Source organism: Sphingorhabdus sp. 109 (assembly GCF_902506555.1).
Classification (GTDB): Bacteria; Pseudomonadota; Alphaproteobacteria; order Sphingomonadales; family Sphingomonadaceae; genus Parasphingorhabdus.
Genome location: NZ_LR732707.1, coordinates 2971529 through 2989763, shown reverse-complemented (window position 1 = coordinate 2989763; position 18235 = coordinate 2971529). Strand labels below are relative to the sequence as shown.

Sequence of the window (18235 nt, the reverse complement as noted above, 5' to 3'; positions counted from 1 at the left end):
TCACTGCTGGGTTAATTGAACGATTAAATTGCAAAAAGCAATGGCCTCACCCTGCTAAATTAGACTGTGGAGAGAAATATGGTCAGCGAAGCATTCACTGGACAGAAGCATGTGATGTGCCGGGCCTGTCACGCCCATTGCGGCCTGATCGTCGATTTCGAAAATGGCGTGCCGGTGAAGACCCATGGAGACAAGGATAATCCCGAGTTCGAGGGCTATAGCTGCATCAAGGGCCGGCAGTTGGCCAATTACCACAGTTTCGACACGCGCCTGCTGACCAGCTACACTGGCATGAAAAACGGCAACAAGCAGGCCGTGCACTGGCGCGACGCCGCGCGCGATATTGCTGCGCGGCTCGAGCGGATCGTCGACGAGCATGGCCCGGACAGCGTCGCCTCCTATGTCGGCACCTTCGGCTATAATAACGTCAACGCCCATGCCTTCATGCTGGCGCTGATGGACTCGATCGGATCGACCTCGGTCTATGACAGCGTCACCATCGACCAGCCCGGCAAGGGCATTGCCCGCGCCCTGATCGGTCCCTGGCTCGCCGGCGCGCCGCGGGTTGGCGACTGGGACGGGCTGATGCTGATCGGCACCAATCCGGTGGTGTCGATGAACGGTGGCCTCGGCATGAACCCGGCCAAGAAACTGCATGATGCGAAGAAGCGCGGAATGCAGCTGATCGTAATCGATCCGCGGGTGACCGACAGCGCGCGCCAGGCCGACATCCACCTGCAATGCCGGCCCGGTCAGGACCCGATCCTGCTCGGCGCCATTGCCAAGGTGGTCATAAACGAAGAATTATACGACAAGGATTTCGTCGCCGGCGATGTCGACGGCTTCGAGGCGCTGAAAAAAGCCGTGCAACCGTTCGACGCCGGACCAGCCGCCGACCGCGCGGGCGTCGCGGCAGAAGATATCGTTCGCGCGGCGCGCATGTACGGCAGCTGGAACAAGGCCAGCATTAGCGGTGGCACCGGTACCAATATGTCGGGCGGTGGCAATATCACCGAATATCTCAACCTCGCGCTGACTTCGATCATGGGCCACTGGCTGCGCGAAGGAGACCTCAACCGCCGGACGGGCGTATTCACCAAGCCCGCCCCGCCGATCGCCGCGACGCCCGGCCCGATCCCGGCCTGGGGTTTTGGCCGCAAGCTGCACAGCCGCGATCTGGAGCAGAGCATTTCCGGCATGCCGACCTCGGCGCTGCCCGACGAGATCCTGACGCCCGGCGACAAGCAGGTGAAGGCACTGATCTGTCTCGGCGGCAATCCGATGCTTGCCTGGCCCGATCAGCTGAAGACGTTCGAGGCGATGAAGGCGCTCGACCTGCTGGTCTGCATCGACCCGCGCATGTCGAAGACCGCCGAACTGGCCGACTATGTCATCGCACCCAAGCTCCATTATGAAGTGCACGGCAATACGGCGGCGCCCGAAATCTACGGCGGCTTTGGCGCCGGCTGGGGTTTCGAGAATAATTATGCGCAGGCCAGCCCGCCGATCATGGATGTGCCGGAAGGCTCGGACCTGTGTGAGGAATATCAGTTCATCCACGCGCTCGCCTCGGAAATGGGCAAAACGATCAAGGTCAAGTCCTGGGCTTTGCTCGCCCATCCCGACGAGCGCGAGGAAAAGGCCACCGCTTTCCCGCCCGGCGAAGCCCCCGATCCGATCAGCGCGTGGAGCGCATCGCTCAACGGCTGCCCCGCCGATATCGGCAAGCTGTATGAGGATGACGAGGTACAGAAGGGCAAGATTGTCGAAGCGCAAGCGCTGCTCGTTCAACCCAAGCCGACCGGCTGGGAAGGCAAGCTGTCGGTCGGCAATGAAGCGATGATGGCAGAGCTTTCCGAATATGCGGCCAAGCTGGGCGAACCGGTCGAGGCAGGAGAATATCCCTTCCGGATGATCGGGCGGCGGATGACCGCGATCCACAACAGCAATTGGCACGAGGATCCGGTACAACGCAAGCGCGTGCCGCACCACCCCGCCTTCATGAACCCGGCCGATATGGAAGCGTTGGGACTATCCGAAGACCAGCCGGTTGAACTGGAATCAGCCCGCGCCTTCATCAGTTGTGTTGCCAAGGCCGACAAGACCGTGCGCGCCGGCTGCGTCTCCACACCGCACAGCTGGGGGACCAATCCCGACGAGAAAGAAGACCCGCTCGGCGCCGGCGGCAATACCGGGCGGCTCTCTTTCAACGACCGCGATTATGACAAGCGCACCGGCATTCCGCTGATGAGTGCGATCCCCATTAGGGTACGAGCCAAGCAGGCCAATGCAGAACTGGAAGCGGCGGAGTAATCGAACCCGGCAGAAAATCCGTTTGTGCCGAGCCTGCCAAAGCACCGGACTTGACCCAGTCGACTCTTCGCCAAGCTCAGGGCAGACAATAATTTTCAGGAGAAACAAAGATGACCAATCCGCTGTTCGACCTCACAGGCGAAACCGCCGTTATCACCGGCGCCGGCCGGGGCATCGGCGAAGGCATGGCCAGGACGCTCGCCGATGCCGGCTGCAATATCGTCTGCGCCTCGCGCAGCATCGACGAGATCAGCCGCGTTGCCGATGAAATCAATGCCAGCAACAGCAGCGGCCGGGCGATCGCCCATGCGACCGATGTCACCAGCGCCGCGGATATGGACAAGCTCGCTCAGCGCGCGATCGACGAATTCGGCCGGCTCGATATCTGGGTAAATAACGCCGGCGGTTCGCTGGTCTCGGCACCGCTGACCGAACTGGACGAAGCGGAATGGGACAAGACACTGGCAACCAATCTGACATCGGTCTTCCATGGTGTGCGTGCCGCCTGCAAGCATTTCGGCGAGGGCAGCCGGATCGTCAACACATCGTCCCTGGCCGCTGAGGAACCGTTCCCCGGCAGCGGCCATTATAGCGCCGCCAAGGCCGGTGTGCTGATGCTGACCAAGACGCTCGCCCATGAGCTCGGGCCGAAGACGCGGGTCAACGCGATCCTTCCGGGCTTTGTTCCGACCGACACGGTCAAAAAGGCGCTGGATATGACGGACGAGGATTTCATCGGTTTTGAAGACACGCTCGGCCTGCCAGCCGGACGGCTGGGTACACCGCAGGATATCGGCGCGCTGACGCTTTATCTTTGCGCTCCGGCATCGGAATGGCTGACCGGCCAATGCATCCGCATCGCCGGCAAGCCCTGATCATCAGGCGGTGTTCAAGGCGCAGCAGACCAGTTTCAAACCCGTCGAACCTTGATATGAAACAGAATCTGCTGCATTCTCTCCAAATATTTCCGCGGGGAGGAGATGGCATGAACGCAGGCGAGCAGGCACAAATCTTACCGGCCACGATTGCCAGTGATCTCGCGCCGGGCGATCTGCGGGCCGCACTCGTCGCGGGCTGGAATGATTTCAAGGCCTATCCCGCCTTCGGACTGTTTTTCGCCGCCATCTATGTCGGCGCCGGCATGTTTATCTATTTTGCCCTGTTCGAGCGCGGCAAGATCGCGTGGCTGGTCCCGGCCGCTGCGGGCTTCCCGCTGCTCGCCCCCTTTGTTGCGGTCGGCCTGTATGAAGTGAGCCGGCGCCGGGAAGCCGGCCTGCCGATGAGCTGGCGCGCGATACTCGGGGCCTTGCGCGGACGCGGCGACGAGCAGATTTTGAGCATGGGCGTCATTCTGTTTGTCGCCTTCGGCTTCTGGCTGATGGTTGCACACGGGATATTCGCGATTTTTCTGGCCGAATCCGGCATCGGGTCGGAATCCGTCGCGCTGCTGGCCACTGGCGCGGGATTGATGATGCTGCTGGTCGGTGGCGTCGTCGGCGCGCTGATGGCGCTGGCCTTTTATGCGATCACAGTTGTCAGCCTGCCAATGCTGGTAGATCGCAACGTCGACTTTATCACCGCCATCATTGTCAGCCTGGCATCGGTGCGATCGAACAAATTCATACTGCTGATCTGGGCGACATTGATTGCGATGGCTCTGTTTGTAGCCATGCTGCCGCTGTTCCTCGGTCTGCTCGTCGTACTGCCGGTGCTTGGTCACGCGACGTGGCACCTCTACCGGCGACTGACCGGCCCGCCCGATGCCGCGCATCGGCAAGCTGTTGAACAGGCGCTGGCCTGAAAGCCGGACCTAGTCGGGTTTTCCGACCATCAGAACGTCTACCGGCGACCAGCCCATCATTTCACTGGCACGGCTGCCGATGGTGGCCATGACAAAACCGCCCCGCCCGTGCGTTCCGAGCACCAGCAGATCAAATTCACGATCATCGAGCATCTTGTACACCGACTGGTGCAGATTGCCTTCGACAAGATGCGGACTGACGCGCGCGGCATCGCTCGCCGACAGGTTGAGACCAGTCATGAAATCCTGCAGTTCCTTCTCCGCATCGGACAGCATCTCGTTGGCAACGCCATCGGATTTCAGCCATGCCTCATAGGCAACATGATAGGCGTGCACGAGATCGATTTTCGCGTCGGGGAAGAACGCCAGCGCGGTGCGCAGCGCATGGGCGGCAAAGTCGGAAAAGTCTGTCGCCACGAGAATGCGGCCATATTGCGCGCGGGGGCGTTCCTTCACAATCAGCACGGGAGATTTGGCGTGGTGAACCAGATGGTCGACCGCCGTGCCAAGGAAAAAATCGGAAATATTGTTGTGGCGCGCCGCCCCCACAATGATAAGGTCGCTGTCCAGCTGCTCGGCAGTATGGGCAATCACCTGGGGTGGCTTGCCATAGTTGATGGCGAGGTTGCAGCCTTCGGCATCGCTACCATAATTGCGCAGCAGTTCCGCCTCGACCTTCGCGATGTCGACCTCTTTCTTGGGACTGCTCACGAACAGCAGGGTGCGCGTGGCGTTCCAGATATCGGCGAGCAGCTTGGCCCGGGCAAATGGCCGGTCCGCCCGCGCCGTCAGATCGGTGGCGACCAGAATTTTTGTGGGTACGGGCATGGAATATTGCTCCTCTCTCTTCAATTGTCAGGCCACCGGTTCCGTCGAAACCGACGGCGACAGGCCTTGATCACTGACAATAGCCTTTTGCCGGCCGATCGACATCAGTATCTCTACGGAGAGGCCAGGCCAGAAGCGGGCAGCAAGATTAAGGAATTTTTACAGCCATTGCCGCGAACCGTCCAACGGTTCGACCGAATTATCCACCCCTGTGACGAATAGGCAGGCCGCTGGCACCAAATGGCTATACAGCGCAGGTTCATTACCATGCTGCCACTCCGACCATAACCCCAATGACATTGGCAATATGGCCGCTCTATTTGAAACACTCCCTTTTTTTATGAACAATTTTTTCAAGCTCCGGTCGCATGACCTGGCGATCGACCTCGGTACGGCCAACACATTGATTTACGCGCGGGATCGCGGGATCGTACTCGACGAACCATCCGTGGTTGCGCTCGAGACGATTGACGGCGTAACCAAGGTCCGTGCGGTGGGCAGCGATGCCAAGCTGATGATGGGCAAGACACCGGTCAATATCCGGGTCATTCGCCCGCTCAAGGACGGTGTTATCGCCGATCTCGACGTCGCGGAACAGATGATCACCCATCTTATCCAGAAGGTCCACAAGAAGAAAACCGGGATATTCAGTCGCTTCGACATCATCGTCTGCATTCCGTCCGGTTCCACCAATGTTCAGATCCGCGCCTTGCGGGACGCGGCCTCCAATGCCGGTGCGTCTGGCATATTTCTGGTCGAGGAACCGATGGCTGCGGCGATCGGTGCCGGGCTGGCGGTAACCGAGCCGACTGGCGCAATGGTGGTCGATATCGGCGGCGGAACTACCGAGGTTGCGATATTGTCGTTGCAAGGCCTGGCCTACAGCACATCGGGCCGGATGGGCGGTGACAAGATTGACGACACCATCACTTCACATATCCGCCGCAAGCATAATCTGGCCATCGGTGAATCCACCACCGAACTGATCAAACACGGTATAGCCAGCGCGATGACGCCGTCAGGCGAGGGCCGGACAATGCATATCAAGGGCCGCGATCTGGTCAGCGGCATGCCGAAGAAAATTGCCATCACCGAAGCCGAAATTGCCCGGGCGATCGCGGAACCGGTCGGCCAGATTGCCGAGTCAGTGCTCAACGCACTCGAACACAGCAAGCCGGAACTGGCAGCGGATATCATGGAACAGGGGATAGTCCTGACCGGTGGCGGTGCCTTGCTGGGGCGAATTGACGAATTTATCTCGGAGAAAACCGGGTTGGCGGTCACCATTGCCGATGATCCGCTAACCTGCGTCGCCAATGGCGCAGGCGGGGCGATGGAAGATCCGTTACTGCGCAACGTACTGATAGCGGCCTGAGACCGGAAGCAAAAACAGTACCCATGAAAAAGGGCCCCGGAAGTGGTCCAGAGCCCTTTTTCTCATTCGCTCTGCATACAGCCTAGCCGACGACGATCATCACCAGCGATGTCGCGATCAGCGCCGGTGTGTCGATACCTTCAATCTCGACAACGACATTATAGGTCAGCAACCAGCGGCCTGGCTGTTTTTCTACGGCATCCACCAATGTGTGACGGCCGCGAACCTTGGAGCCGGCGCGCACCGGATTGAGGAAGCGGACCTTGTCGAAGCCGTAGTTGATCCCCATCACTGTCCCCTCGAGGCCCAGCGTTGTGCCGTAAGACAGTTTCGGCAGCAGTGAGAGCGTCAGCAAGCCATGGGCGATGGTGCCGCCGAATGGCGTTTTTGCAGCGGCCTCTTCATCAATATGGATGAACTGGTGATCTTCGGTGCAGTCAGCGAATGTGTTGATCCGGTCCTGATCGACCAGGACCCAGTCGGATACACCGACTTCCTTGCCCTTCCAGGATTCCAGTTCGCTTGCTTTGATCGTTGGCATATTATTTCTCCTGTTCGCGGGTCTTTTAGCCCTTCATGACTTCCTGCATCCGGCGGAAGAACTTGCCGCCCTGGCCGCCGCCATTGGCATATTCCTGCATGCCGGTTTCGTCCAAAATCTGGTCGATATTTTCGGCAATGGATTCGGCGCTGCGCTTGTCTTCCGGCAACCAGATGCCTTCTGTTTCGAAAATTTTCGCCGCTGCGTAGCCGCCGGCACCCGCCGTCAAAATGGTCTTCGAAGGCGCGCCGTCGCTGCACAGATAGACAACCGCAGGTGTCACCGCTTCAGGAACCAGCGCTTTCAGCGCTTCTTCCGGCATGATATCTTCGGTCATGCGGGTGGCGGCCACAGGCGAAATGCAGTTGGTGTGGATGCCCTTGCCTGCGCCTTCCTGGTGCAGGCTGTTCATCATGCCGACCAAGGCCAGTTTCGCCGCGCCATAATTGACCTGTCCGAAATTGCCGTAGAGACCGGTCGAGGATGTGGTCATCACGATCCGCCCATATTGGCGTTCGCGCATATGATCCCAGACGGCCTTCGTGCAATTGGCGCTGCCGGTCAGATGCACGTCCATGACGAACTGGAAATCTTCCATGCTCATCTTGTGGAAGCTCTTGTCGCGCAGCACGCCGGCATTGTTGACCAGAATGTCGACATGGCCCCATTTGGCGATCGCGTCGGCGACCATTTTTTCTACCGCAGGCATGTCGGTGACGCTGCAGCCGGCTGCCATGGCTTCGCCGCCCTCGGCTTCGATTTCGGCTACAACCTGTTCGGCGACCGTGGCGGACCCGCCGGTGCCATCACGTGCGCCGCCGAAATCGTTGACGACAACCTTCACGCCGCGACGCGCCAGTTCCTTGGCATGTTCGCGGCCCAATCCGGCGCCCGCGCCGGTAACAATGGCAACGCGGTCGTTAAATTCTACAGTGCTCATGGCGAGTCCCTCTTTAATTGAATGATTAACGGCACCGATGCGCAATCAGACCCATCAAGTCAAGCCGGAAGGACGCTATTTTACCGTCGTTTTTGTCCGTTGCCTGCCCGCCGTAGCGGCAGAAGAGGAAACGCGCTTCTTCGGCTTTTTCGGTTGCTTGGACTTCTTGGCCTTGGCCTTTTTGGAATCCGACGCCGCCTGTTTTTCCGCTGCCGCCAGAAGATCGGCAAAACTATCGGAAATACAGGCCGCATAAAATTCCGGATCGGGCATGATATTGCGATCCGCCAGAAAGGTCAGGATGACTTTGCCGTTATAGCTGGTCACCACATGGAATAGTCCCTGCCCTTCGGCAAGAATACCCATGCCGAAGCTCTTGACCAGCTCCGCCCCGGCAAAATACATCGGCGTCATCGGTCCGGGAACATTGGTCACCACGGTATTGACGGCGGGATTGAGCCGCTCGACCAAACCGGCGCGCACCATCATCTTGGTGCCTGCTGCGGTCAATCCGGCCGGCATTGCGCCGGACAGTTCCATCAGCGTCTTTGCGCCAAGTGCCTGGGTCATCGCCTTGGATCTCCGGGTTTCCGCCATGATGAATTTCAGCCGTTCGCCCGCATCGGCGAGATGAGTACCGACGCCCACCTGCATCATCGTCACCTGATTGCCGGCGCTATCCTTGTCATCGTCGGTCCGGACCGATACCGGCGCTCCGATCTTCAATGTTTTTTCGGGCAGATCATCTTTCGCTTCCAGATAGCAGCGCATCGATCCGCTAACCACGGCGATCATCACATCGTTCACCGTCGCTCCGGGAAAAGCCTCACGGATTTTCTTGATATCGGAGAGCGCAAACTCCCGCCCGTCAAACACGCGGTGCGGGCTCAGCTTCTTGTTGAAGCGCGTCTTCGGGATACTGCCCTTGGCGTCATCGCGCTGGCGAAATTCGCGCTGCACATCGAATAGCCGCTTTGGCATCGGAAGCAACTTCTGCAGATTCTGCAGCCCGCGCACAGGATTGGCGATATTGTTAAACTGCGCCTTGGCGAGCAGGGCAACCGGATTGGGATCCTGCTCCGGCTGGAACTGCATGTCGAACTTGCGCGGCTTCATCTCGGCGTCGAGATCGTGCAAAGCCAATGTCATCTGCAATCCCGACTGGCCGTCGATCGCGGCATGGTGCATCTTGTGCAGCACCGCAAAGCTGCCTTTCGGCACGCCCTCGACATTGTCCAGCCCCTCGATCACCGTATATTCCCACAGCGGCTTGTTCATATCCATCGGCCGGGCGTAGATGCGCGCCGCCTGGATGCACAATTGGCGCCAGTCGCCCGGCTTCGGCAAAGCGATATGGCGGACGTGAAATTCGAGATCGAAATTGGCATCATCGACCCAATAAGGATGATCGAGGTCCAGCGGCACCCGCACCAGTTTCTGCCGGAAAATCCGCGCGCCATCGAGACGCCCTTCGATATAGCGCAATATGTCCTTGAACCCGACCTTGCCGCCCGGCGCGGTCGCGGGATCATAGATCAGCAGCTGCCCGATATGCATCGGCGTGTTTGCCGTCTCCGTATAAGCAAACATCGCATCCAGTGCGCTAAGCTGTTTCATGACAATCCCCTCAAGCCGCTGATATTTCTGTCAGCATAGTGTAAATATGCCGTATATGCGAATCCATAAACCACAGTCTGATTATGACCGCGAGCCCCCGATATTGCGACTGAAAGATCCCTCGACGAAATGATCAGGGTCCGTGCCAGTCCTTGACCAGAAATTGCGGCGGAACCGCGCGGCCCCAGTAGAAACCCTGTCCCTGATCGGCGCCGAGCAGCCGCGCTTTTTCGAGATGGAACGCGGTTTCGATCCCCTCGATCACGGTTCTGGCGCCGCGTGAACGACAGAAATCTATGATCGATCCGAGAACCGTCATCGGCACGCGGTCGTTGCAGAAGGCCCAGAAAATCTGCTTGTCCAGTTTCAGTTCGGCAAAGGGAATTTCGGCGATACGGTCGAGATTGCTGTGACCGGTGCCATAATCGTCGATCGACACTTTCAGCCCATATTGGCCGAGCATCTGGCAGATTTCGGACACGATCTGGATATTGGCGACCCGGTTCTCCTCGGTAATCTCCATGATCACCGAACCGCCGATATGCGGCGACTGCTGCAACCGGGCAAAAAGCGCGTCGACGAAGTCGGACCGTGTGAGCAATATCGCACTGCAGTTGAAGGATATCGGCAATTTTTTCCGCGACTGACGCAACGCAGTCGCTAGTTTTATCACCTGGTCGATGACGTTCATCGTCGCCTCGATCTCCAGCGATATTTCCGTAGCGGCGGAGAAAATCGTCGCCGGGCTGATCGCCCGTCTGGTCTTCAGCCGGGACAGCGCCTCGTAACCCGTGATATGTCCATCCTCCAGAGCATGTTTCGACTGGAACTCCACCACGAGATTGTCGAGCAGCCTGTTGCTGGCAATCAGCGCCTCGATATATTCCGCGTCCAGATTGATCTTCTGGCTGTCGGTTGCATAACGATCAATCAGCTCGGCAAGCATATTGGGTTCGAATGGCTTCGGTATCGTCGCGACAATTTGTGAATTGGCGGCCGTTATCGGCTCATTGCCATCCTCAAGCCATTGCCTGTCCGTGCCGGTCATCAGAACAAGCGGCAATTTGTGCAACAGGCCGGCGTTTCGCCAGGAAAGCATTTTCCGGTCGGCGAGGATGACATTGGGGGCAAAGGCCGTGGCGCTATTCTCATCACCGGGGGAATAGACGCATGCTACGGATATTTCGCGCCGCTCCAGATCATCCTGCAGAAAGCGCGTGAACGCGCTCTCTTCGTCGATGACGAGAACTCGCTTGTGGGACATGATAAGGGTCTTTCAGTTAGTGAAGATCCGTCACCGGATCCCGGGGTGATTGCGACCCTGTCTGTGCTGGCTTTTCCTGTCTGGCCCGATATTCTGTGCGATATTTGGATAGATAGCTGATCCGCAGGCCGGGCAGACCGGACTTGTCGATGGATTCCTGCCAAGACAGAAACTCCTCGAGCGAGAGATCATAACGTTCACAAGCCTCTTCAAGACTGAGCAAACCACCGGTAACGGCAGAGACCACTTCGGCTTTGCGTCGGATCACCCATCTGGTGGTATTGCTTTTCGGCAGATCATCGAGGCTCAGGGCTTCGCCGAACGGACCTATGACTTTCTCCGGTTTTTTCTGCCGATCAACTTCCATAAATCCTCCCGGAGGCTAGCGCTTTCTGCGGCTCCAGCATCTTGAAGCAGCAGACTTTATGACGCGCTCCGTTACAATCATTTACATATGGAGCCAAGCCGTTGCCATAGGGTTACCAACCGTGGTTAATAGGCTAAAAATACTTGCAGATTCAAAATCTGCCGGGCATTTCTCTAATATTGATATGTATCATATATTTAGAACAAAGTATTACCGATGAAAATATGTTTTCAATTCTCGATTTCATTATGCCTATAAAGAAACACCCCATAAAAGAAGCCCCGGTGTAAGGGACACCGGAGCTTTTGCAGGCTGTTTTGGCCAAATTGCGGCCGCTTTTTGGGGCTTTGCGGCTCTTGGAGTTCTACTTTATTTGCTGATCACGACAGCGGTTTCGACAGGCTTGTTCGATTTGGCCGCAGCCATGATCGTCACACTGGCGCGCTGGGCCGATGCGTTTGCTTCCTGCATACAGGTTTGATGGTCCTGCATATCGGCCAGATTTTTCGTGTCGACGCTGCCACAAACCTTGCGTACTGCGCCCTTCAGACGACCCTGCAAGGTCGATTGGCCATCTTCGCTGGTCAGATCCAGATCGGCATATTCAACCGTAGCGGTCCGGGTAACCCGGTTCTGGGCACTGGCACTGGTGGCGAAGCCGGCTGCGGCAACAGCGATCGCTGCGGCGGCACCAAGGGATTTGGTAAAGTTAATGTTCGACATTCTCTCACTCCTCAATAATTTTCTGGGCGTTGCCGGAAGAACAAGGGGGGGCCGGCGCCGCCCGTTAGGGGCTGAGGTCGGGAGCGGTTTTTCCGTCGTGCCGGGGATGGGCTGTCTGGAGAGACTGGTTATGCTCCCGCCTCACCATCTTGGATAGGGGAGCATGGCCCGGCGAGCACCCGGACTTCGATAAACCGCCATTTTGATCGGCAAACGGCAAACCGCTTCGACCAACGACAATCGCCGGTCGACCAATGCAACATCATGTAACTTTTGTTACGAATCAATCAGTTACAGATTAGACCGAATCGCAGTGTATTAGGACACTAAATCAGGCCGGAAAGCGGACTCGACGGGTCGGCATACATGCGGCGGCCCATGCGACCGGAGAGATAGGCCTCGCGCCCCGCCTCGACCGCGAGCTTCATCGCCCGCGCCATCCGCACCGGCTCCTTCGCCTCGGCAATGGCCGTATTCATCAGCACGCCGTCACAGCCCAGTTCCATCGCCACCGCTGCATCACTGGCGGTCCCGACCCCGGCATCAACCAATACCGGTACATTGGCACCCTCGACGATGAGCCGGATCGTTACCCGGTTCTGGATACCGAGCCCGGAGCCAATCGGCGCGCCCAGCGGCATGATCGCCACGGCCCCTGCGTCTTCGAGCTGCTTCGCGGCGATCGGGTCATCGACACAATAGACCATCGGCTTGAAGCCCTCCTTGGCCAGCACCTCGGTCGCCTCGAGCGTCTCGCGCATATTGGGATATAATGTCTTTGCTTCGCCGAGCACTTCCAGCTTGACCAGATCCCAGCCACCCGCCTCGCGCGCCAGCCGCAGGGTGCGGATCGCCTCGTCCGCGTTGAAACAGCCGGCGGTGTTGGGAAGATAGGTGGTCTTCTTCGGATCGATAAAATCCATCAGGACCGGCTGGTTCCGGTCCATCACATTGACCCGGCGCACCGCCACGGTGACAATTTCCGCGCCGGAGGCTTCTACCGCCGCGGCATTTTCAGCAAAATCCTTATATTTGCCGGTACCGACGATCAGCCGCGACTGGAAGGTCCGGCCAGCGACAGTCCAGCTGTCGTCACCAGAACCGCCACCGACAAAATGCACGATTTCCAGCTCGTCACCCTGCTCAACCACGACATCTTCCAGCGTCGACCGGGTAACGATCTCGCGGTTGCGTTCCACGGCCACCTTCGCCGGGTCCAGCTCGAGCGAGCGCACCAGATCGGCGATCGATCCACCAGCAGCAAATTTGTGATCATCGCCGTTCAACCGGATCTGAATTTCAGCCATTTCGGTAACTTTCATGTCTTTAATCTCGCTTTTCAAAAACGAGCCATATAAAGAGGGCGCTCCAGTCGCAACCAAAAGCCTTTGGGAAGGACCAATATCTTGGCGGCCAAGACCATCTTCGTATTGAACGGGCCCAATCTCAACCTGCTCGGCATGCGCGAACCGGAAATCTACGGTTCGGAAACGCTCGACGAGATTGCCGGCCAGATTGAAGACCATGCCCAGACGCTTGGTTTCGATGTCGACATTCGCCAGAGCAACCATGAAGGCCATCTGATCGACTGGCTGCACGAAGCGGCGGCGGAAGACGCCCATGCGGTAATTCTCAATGCCGGAGCATTGACTCATACATCGCTCGCCCTGTTCGATGCGATCAAGGCGATTAACACGCCGGTCATCGAAGTGCATATTTCAAATCCGGCGGCGCGCGAGGAATATCGTCACAAGAGTTTCATTGCACCGGTTGCAAAAGGAAGCATTTGCGGCTTTGGTGCTTTGGGCTACCAGCTGGCGCTGGATGCAGCGAGCAAATTTTAACGACAAGCATAAGGACAAAAAATGTCTGCAAAGAAAGAAACGGGTGAAGGCATGAACGTGGACATCAAACTGGTCCGCGATCTTGCGGCCATTCTCGACAAGGCCGGTCTGACCGAGATCGAGGTTGAAGATGGCGACCGCAAGATCAAGGTTGCGCGCGGTGGCGGTCAGTTTGTCTCTGCACCGGTGGCAGCTGCCCCGGCACCCGCTGCCCCCGCAGCGCCTGCTCCGGCCGCAGAAGCCGCTGCCGTACCGGCAGACGACCATGCGGGCGCACAGAAATCGCCGATGGTCGGCACCGCCTATCTGGCGCCGGAACCCGGTGCCGCTAATTTCATCAGTGTCGGTGACAAGGTTGCCGTTGGCGACACGTTGCTGATCGTGGAAGCGATGAAGGTGATGAACCCGATCACGGCGGAAACCGCCGGCACGGTCAAAGCTGTGCTGGTTGAAAATGGCCAGCCGATCGAATTCGACCAGCCCCTCGTCGTGATCACTTGAGGTTTGCCGCGTGACCATTGAGAAAATCCTGATCGCCAATCGCGGAGAAATTGCTCTCCGGATTTTGCGCGCGGCCAAAGAGCTGGGCATCGAAACCGTCGCCGTTCACAGCACCGCGGACGCGGACGCCATGCACGTGCGGCTCGCTGACCAGGCGGTCTGCATCGGACCGCCCGCCGCCGCCGACAGCTATCTGTCGATCCCGGCGATCATTTCGGCCGCCGAGATCAGCGGCGCGGACGCGATCCATCCCGGCTATGGCTTTCTTTCCGAAAACGCGCATTTCGCCGAAGTTGTCGAGGCGCATGGTATCAAGTGGATCGGTCCCAAGCCGGAACATATCAAGGTGATGGGTGACAAGGTCGCCGCCAAGAAAACCGCCGGCGATCTGGGCATCCCGCTTGTTCCCGGCTCCGATGGTGCGGTCAGCGAAATTGCCGAGGCCAAGAAGGTCGCCAAGCAGGTCGGCTATCCGGTGATCATCAAGGCCGCTTCCGGCGGCGGTGGTCGCGGCATGAAAGTGGTCAACAGCGAGACCGAGCTGGAAACCCAGATGAAACAGGCGGGCACCGAGGCGAAAGCCGCCTTTGGCGACGCCACCGTCTATATCGAAAAATATCTCGGCGATCCGCGCCATATCGAATTTCAGGTGTTCGGCGATGGCCGCGGCAATGCCATCCATCTCGGCGAACGCGACTGCTCGCTGCAGCGCCGGCACCAGAAGGTGCTCGAAGAAGCGCCTTCGCCAGTGATCAGCGCCGAACAGCGCGAAAAAATGGGAAAGGTCTGCGTCGATGCGATGAAAGGCATGCAATATCGCGGTGCCGGCACCATCGAATTTCTCTACGAGAATGACGAATTCTACTTCATCGAAATGAACACCCGACTGCAGGTTGAACATCCGGTCACCGAAATGATCACCGGCTTCGATCTGGTGCGCGAACAGATCCGCATCGCCGACGGCCGCGATCTTTCGGTCAAGCAGGAAGATCTCGTGTTCAGCGGCCATGCCATCGAATGCCGGATCAATGCCGAAAATCCGAAAACCTGGGCACCATCGCCCGGCAAGGTTACCAGCTATCACGCCCCCGGCGGCATGCACGTCCGGGTCGATAGCGGTCTCTATGCCGGCTATTCGATCCCGCCTTATTATGACAGCATGATCGCCAAGCTGATCGTCTACGGTCGCACCCGCGACGGCTGCATGATGCGGCTGGCCCGCGCGCTCGACGAGATGGTCATCGAAGGCGTCCAGACCACCATCCCGCTTCACCAGAAGCTGGTCTATGACGAGGAATTCCAGTCGGGCGAATATACGATCAAGTGGCTGGAAGAATGGCTCGAGAAGGATAATCTGAAGGATTAGATTGGTGGAACTGTGCCCCCGCGCAGGCGGGGGGCCATCTCTTGGATACGAGCCGTTCGGCAAGATGATGGATCGTGCCGCTGGGGTCGCGAGCTCGAAATAACAGATTGCCAGACTGGATTGTTCTCCCGCGAAGGCGGGAGTCCATCTCCTGAACTTGCATCAAAAGGGAAAGCGTTGGTTCTCACCGCTCGTTCGTCAGCAAACCAATCAGAAAAACAAATCGATTAGAGGACCCGTGATGGACCCCGGACCAAGTCCGGGGTGGAAGTTATCTGAACAGCAATGTTCAGATAACTTCCACCTTTCCTGAACATAACAAGTCAGTTCAGGAGTCCGACAGGGTTAATAAACTATCACCTGTTTCACAGATGCGGCAAATGGAGTCGCCAGCAACAGGAGAAAGCCATGCGTATATTTTTAGTCCCCGGCCTGATGGCGGCCACGATGTTGACGCCAGCCGCCGCTTCCGCCGCGGAAATTGCGCCCAATCTCAACAAAACACCCGGACTGGTCAAAGTCGATCTGACCGGCAACGTCGCCCTGCAGCGCGAAGGCCGCAGCGAGCGTCGCGCCAATCGATCCAATCGTCAGGGCAACCGCGGACAGGCCCGGTCGCAGACCCGAAATAATCGGGGACAGGCTGATGTGAGTCGGCAAAGCCGGTCCTCAGCCCGGAGCGACCGCAACGAAACGCGCGAGACCCGTCGGGCCACCCGCGCGGAACAGTCCGCCAACCGCAATGTCAATCTGGCAACCCAGCGGGAACGGCGCGTCGACAGGCAGCGCGCGGCCACCAGGTCGGCCACCCAGAATCGACGCACCGCAGACCGGCGCGCAGCCAGACGGGGCGATACCAACCGCGATGGCCGGGTCGACCGGCGTTACGACCGCAATCGCGACGGACAGATTGATCGGCGCTATGACCGCAACAACAATGGTCGCGTCGACCGGCGGGTAGACCGTAATCGGGATGGCCACATTGATCGCCGCTACCGCGACAACCGTCAGGTCAGAAATGACCGCAATTATAACCGCAACAATCGCAACTGGAACCGCAGCTGGCGCCAGGACCGGCGCTATGACTGGCGGCGTTACCGCCAGGCCAACCGCAGCTATTACCGGCTGGGACGCTATTATTCACCCTATCGGTCGCACAGCTACCGCCGCTGGAACATCGGGGTCTTTCTGGGCGCATCTTTTTACGGATCGCGTTACTGGATCAACGATCCCTGGCGCTACCGTCTGCCCACGGCCTATGCGGGTACCCGCTGGATCCGCTATTATGACGATGTCCTGCTGGTCGATACCTATAGCGGCGAAGTCATCGACGTGATCTACGACTTTTTCTGGTAGGACTGGAAAAACGCTACCACGAGACCCGCTGCCCGGAAGGGCGGCGGGTTTTTTGTTGCATCATGCGGGGCCGCCAAGCAGAAGTGCGTCAGGACAAGAGGAGACTGAAGATGATACGCGCGCTCGGCCTGACCATTTTAACCCTGGCGCTGGCAATGTTACCCGCCGGTGCCATTGCCCAGGACCAGATCATTCGCGTGGGCAATCTGCTGACCGATGCTGACGCGCAGCCGAGCGGACCGGCAACGATCATCGTTCGGGATGGCAGGATCGCCGAGATCCGGCGCGGGCCGGACGCAGCATATGATGCCGTAGCCACCATCATCGATCTCTCCACAAAGACCGTCATGCCCGGCATGATCGACCTTCATGTGCATCTGACCGGCGATCCCGGTGGCGATTTCTGGAAAGCCACCACAGAACCGGCCGAATGGGGCGTGGTCGTCGGCGCGAAAAATGCGCTGGTGACCGCCAAGGCCGGTTTCACCACGGTTCGCGAGGCTGGTTCTTCGCAATATAGCGCCTTCTCGTTGCGCCGGGGTACCGCCGAGGGGATCATTCCGGGTCCGCGCATCATCGCCGCCGGCCCCGCCCTGGCGATTGTCGGTGGCCATGGCGATGTGTCGGGCTTTACCGAGGAGGTGAACGATCTGCTGACCGGAGGCTATAGCTGCACCGGCGCGGTCGAATGCGCTGCAAAGGTTCGCAAGGCATCGCGCGCGGGTTCGGACATTATCAAGATCACCGCCACCGGTGGCGTATTGTCGCAACAGGGCCGAGGGCTGGACACACAGTTTACCAGCGAAGAAATGCAATCGATCGCCGACACCGCCCACTCGCTCGGCCTGAAAGTCATGGCCCATGCCCATGGTGCGCGCGGCATCGAGGCGGCGGCGCGGGCGGGTATCGACACGATCGACCATGGCACATTTGCCGACGAGGCCGCGCTCAGGGTGATGAAGGACAAGGGGACGGTCCTGATACCGACGCTGATGGCGTTCAAGGGTGTCAGCGAAAGGCTGGACAAGGGCATTTACACGCCGGTGGTCGAGGAGAAGATCCGGATGACCATGGGCCGTGTCGGCAAAGCGGTGACGCTGGCGAAGAAACTGGGCGTGCCGATCGCCTTTGGCACCGACGCCGGCGTCTTTAACCACGGCCGCAATGCCGAGGAGCTGCAGCTGATGGTCGATGCCGGACTCACTCCGCGCGAAGCCATTGCCAGCGCCACCACCATTGCTGCCAAAACGCTGGACATGGATCAGGAAATCGGGCGGATCGCCATCGGCTATTCCGCCGACCTGATCGCCTTCGACGGCAATCCGCTGGACGATGTCCGGACGCTGGAAACGGTCGACTGGGTGATGGTCCGCGGCCGCGTCATCGACTAGGCGGCGAC

17 protein-coding genes are annotated in these 18235 nt (G+C 58.8%); 9 read left to right on the top strand and 8 right to left on the bottom strand.

Going from position 1 to position 18235, the window contains the following annotated elements:
• Window positions 1-78 precede the first annotated feature (78 nt).
• The 3 genes from BOSE62_RS14145 to BOSE62_RS14135 all read left to right on the top strand — a co-directional run bounded on the left by BOSE62_RS14145 (window position 79) and on the right by BOSE62_RS14135 (window position 4114).
• Window positions 79-2313, top strand: a complete 2235-nt coding sequence (locus tag BOSE62_RS14145; RefSeq protein WP_159647270.1) for a molybdopterin-containing oxidoreductase family protein — start codon at window positions 79-81, stop codon at window positions 2311-2313.
• A 110-nt stretch (window positions 2314-2423) separates the two neighbouring features.
• Window positions 2424-3188: an SDR family NAD(P)-dependent oxidoreductase gene (locus BOSE62_RS14140; protein WP_159647268.1), complete on the top strand. Its 765-nt coding sequence runs from the start codon at window positions 2424-2426 to the stop codon at window positions 3186-3188.
• A 110-nt stretch (window positions 3189-3298) separates the two neighbouring features.
• Window positions 3299-4114: a DUF2189 domain-containing protein gene (locus BOSE62_RS14135; RefSeq protein ID WP_159647266.1), complete on the top strand. Its 816-nt coding sequence runs from the start codon at window positions 3299-3301 to the stop codon at window positions 4112-4114.
• Window positions 4115-4123: 9 nt separating this feature from the next.
• On the opposite strand, the gene BOSE62_RS14130 is transcribed toward BOSE62_RS14135, so the two are convergent.
• Window positions 4124-4942 (bottom strand): universal stress protein, encoded by an 819-nt coding sequence (locus BOSE62_RS14130; RefSeq protein ID WP_159647264.1) that lies wholly within the window; start codon window positions 4940-4942, stop codon window positions 4124-4126.
• A 340-nt stretch (window positions 4943-5282) separates the two neighbouring features.
• On the opposite strand from BOSE62_RS14130, the gene BOSE62_RS14125 reads away from it, so the two are divergent.
• A complete protein-coding gene (locus BOSE62_RS14125) occupies window positions 5283-6317 on the top strand; it encodes a rod shape-determining protein (RefSeq protein ID WP_159647262.1) in 1035 nt (344 codons plus the stop codon).
• Between the two features lie 82 nt (window positions 6318-6399).
• Here the strand turns inward: BOSE62_RS14125 and BOSE62_RS14120 are convergent, their stop codons facing one another.
• The 7 genes from BOSE62_RS14120 to thiS all read right to left on the bottom strand — a co-directional run bounded on the left by BOSE62_RS14120 (window position 6400) and on the right by thiS (window position 13091).
• Complete coding sequence (locus BOSE62_RS14120; RefSeq protein WP_159647260.1) at window positions 6400-6858, bottom strand: MaoC family dehydratase; 459 nt, start codon at window positions 6856-6858, stop codon at window positions 6400-6402.
• A 25-nt stretch (window positions 6859-6883) separates the two neighbouring features.
• Window positions 6884-7798, bottom strand: a complete 915-nt coding sequence (locus BOSE62_RS14115) for an SDR family NAD(P)-dependent oxidoreductase (RefSeq protein WP_100093505.1) — start codon at window positions 7796-7798, stop codon at window positions 6884-6886.
• 75 nt (window positions 7799-7873) lie between these two features.
• Window positions 7874-9415 carry a WS/DGAT/MGAT family O-acyltransferase gene (locus BOSE62_RS14110; RefSeq protein WP_236554048.1) on the bottom strand — a complete coding sequence of 514 codons (1542 nt, stop codon included), beginning with the start codon at window positions 9413-9415 and terminating at the stop codon, window positions 7874-7876.
• 133 nt (window positions 9416-9548) lie between these two features.
• Entirely contained in the window at window positions 9549-10679 is a 1131-nt protein-coding gene (locus BOSE62_RS14105) for an EAL domain-containing response regulator (protein WP_159647258.1), read from the bottom strand.
• Between the two features lie 16 nt (window positions 10680-10695).
• The gene (sciP, locus tag BOSE62_RS14100; RefSeq protein WP_159647256.1) at window positions 10696-11046 is read right to left on the bottom strand and encodes a CtrA inhibitor SciP; all 351 of its coding nucleotides are present in this window, start codon (window positions 11044-11046) and stop codon (window positions 10696-10698) included.
• Window positions 11047-11415: 369 nt separating this feature from the next.
• Window positions 11416-11769: a UrcA family protein gene (locus tag BOSE62_RS14095; RefSeq protein WP_159647255.1), complete on the bottom strand. Its 354-nt coding sequence runs from the start codon at window positions 11767-11769 to the stop codon at window positions 11416-11418.
• 326 nt (window positions 11770-12095) lie between these two features.
• The gene (gene thiS, locus BOSE62_RS14090) at window positions 12096-13091 is read right to left on the bottom strand and encodes a sulfur carrier protein ThiS (RefSeq protein WP_159647253.1); all 996 of its coding nucleotides are present in this window, start codon (window positions 13089-13091) and stop codon (window positions 12096-12098) included.
• Between the two features lie 84 nt (window positions 13092-13175).
• Between thiS and aroQ the strand changes: the two genes are divergently transcribed.
• The 5 genes from aroQ to BOSE62_RS14065 all read left to right on the top strand — a co-directional run bounded on the left by aroQ (window position 13176) and on the right by BOSE62_RS14065 (window position 18227).
• Window positions 13176-13613, top strand: coding sequence for a type II 3-dehydroquinate dehydratase (aroQ, locus tag BOSE62_RS14085; RefSeq protein WP_159647251.1), 438 nt, complete (start codon window positions 13176-13178; stop codon window positions 13611-13613).
• Between the two features lie 21 nt (window positions 13614-13634).
• Complete coding sequence (gene accB / locus BOSE62_RS14080; RefSeq protein WP_236554047.1) at window positions 13635-14114, top strand: acetyl-CoA carboxylase biotin carboxyl carrier protein; 480 nt, start codon at window positions 13635-13637, stop codon at window positions 14112-14114.
• A 10-nt stretch (window positions 14115-14124) separates the two neighbouring features.
• On the top strand, window positions 14125-15480 hold the full coding sequence (accC, locus tag BOSE62_RS14075; protein ID WP_159647249.1) for an acetyl-CoA carboxylase biotin carboxylase subunit: 1356 nt from the start codon (window positions 14125-14127) through the stop codon (window positions 15478-15480).
• A 408-nt stretch (window positions 15481-15888) separates the two neighbouring features.
• The gene (locus BOSE62_RS14070; RefSeq protein ID WP_236554046.1) at window positions 15889-16836 is read left to right on the top strand and encodes an RcnB family protein; all 948 of its coding nucleotides are present in this window, start codon (window positions 15889-15891) and stop codon (window positions 16834-16836) included.
• A 110-nt stretch (window positions 16837-16946) separates the two neighbouring features.
• The gene (locus BOSE62_RS14065) at window positions 16947-18227 is read left to right on the top strand and encodes a metal-dependent hydrolase family protein (protein WP_159647247.1); all 1281 of its coding nucleotides are present in this window, start codon (window positions 16947-16949) and stop codon (window positions 18225-18227) included.
• The last annotated feature ends 8 nt before the right edge of the window (window positions 18228-18235 follow it).